The organism is Amycolatopsis sp. lyj-23 (genome assembly GCF_046549135.1).
Taxonomy (GTDB): Bacteria; Actinomycetota; Actinomycetes; order Mycobacteriales; family Pseudonocardiaceae; genus Amycolatopsis.
Map to the genome: position 1 here is coordinate 1 of NZ_JAJPWN010000049.1, position 1,364 is coordinate 1,364.

Genomic DNA, 1,364 nt, shown 5'->3' on the forward strand with positions numbered 1-1,364 from the left:
AGTCGTTCGCGACGACGTTCCAGGTCGCGCCGGCGAAGCTGACCCAGGGCACCTACCGGCAGATCACCGGCAACACCGCCCTGGCTTACGGCATCGTCGCCGCCGGGCAGCGCTCGGGTCTGCAGATTCTGCTGGGGACGTATCCGATCACGCCGGCGTCGGACATCCTGCACGAGCTGTCCAAGCACAAGCATTTCGGGATCATCACCTTCCAGGCCGAGGACGAGATCGCCGGGATCGGCGCCGCCCTCGGTGCCTCCTACGGCGGCGCGCTCGGTGTCACCTCGACCTCGGGGCCGGGTGTGGCGCTGAAGTCCGAAGCGGTCGGGCTGGGGGTGATGGTGGAGCTGCCGCTGGTGGTGATCGACGTCCAGCGTGGTGGCCCGTCGACGGGTCTGCCGACCAAGACCGAGCAGGCCGACCTGTTGCAGGCGATGTTCGGCCGCAACGGCGAATCGCCGGTCCCGATCATCGCGCCGCTGTCCCCGGCGGACTGTTTCGACGCGGCGGTCGAGGCGACCCGGATCGCGTTGAAGTACCGCACGCCGGTGCTGCTGCTCTCGGACGGGGCGATCGCGAACGGGTCGGAGCCGTGGCTGATCCCGGACGTCGAAACACTGCCGGATCTGCGGGTGCAGTTCGCGACCGAGCCGAACGCCGACAACGGCTCCGGCGAGTTCTGGCCGTATGTCCGCGACCCCGAAACCCTCGCTCGGGCGTGGGCGGTGCCGGGCACGCCGGGGTTGCAGCACCGGATCGGGGGGTTGGAGAAGGCCGACAAGACCGGGCACATTTCCTACGACCCGGCCAACCACGACACGATGGTCCGGCTCCGGCAAGCCAAGATCGACGGCATCGACGTCCCCGACCTCGTCGTCGACGACCCCTCCGGCGGCAAAGCGCGCGTCTTGGCGTTGGGCTGGGGCTCGTCGTTCGGGCCGATCGGGGCGGCGTGCCGGCGGGTCCGCAAGCTGGGGTTGCCGATCGCGCAGGCGCATCTGCGGCACCTCAACCCGCTGCCGGGCAACCTGGGGGACATCCTGGGCAGCTACGACAAGGTCGTGGTGCCGGAGATGAACCTGGGGCAGCTGGCGTTGCTGCTGCGGGCGAAGTACCTGGTCGACGTCCACTCCCACACCAAGGTCGCCGGGATGGCGTTCAAGGCCGAAGAGCTGCAGAACCTGTTCTCGGACATCATCACCAGCGTCACGACGGAGGCGGCGAAATGACCGCGATAGATCTGGGGATACCCAACCTCGGTGGCCTGGACCTCGTGCCGACCACCGACGAGCCGCAGAAGGCCAAGGACTACAAGTCGGATCAGGAAGTCCGCTGGTGCCCCGGCTGCGGCGACTACGTCGTGC

The 1,364-nt window shown here is 68.5% G+C and carries 2 pseudogenes; both read left to right on the forward strand.

Features of this window, described 5'->3' with window-relative positions:
- Positions 1–1,229 (forward strand): annotated as a pseudogene (locus ACLJPY_RS50100) (2-oxoglutarate ferredoxin oxidoreductase subunit alpha); the annotation flags it as partial.
- Positions 1,226–1,364: pseudogene (locus ACLJPY_RS50105) on the forward strand (2-oxoacid:ferredoxin oxidoreductase subunit beta); the annotation flags it as partial. The pseudogenes ACLJPY_RS50100 and ACLJPY_RS50105, both read left to right, overlap by 4 nt.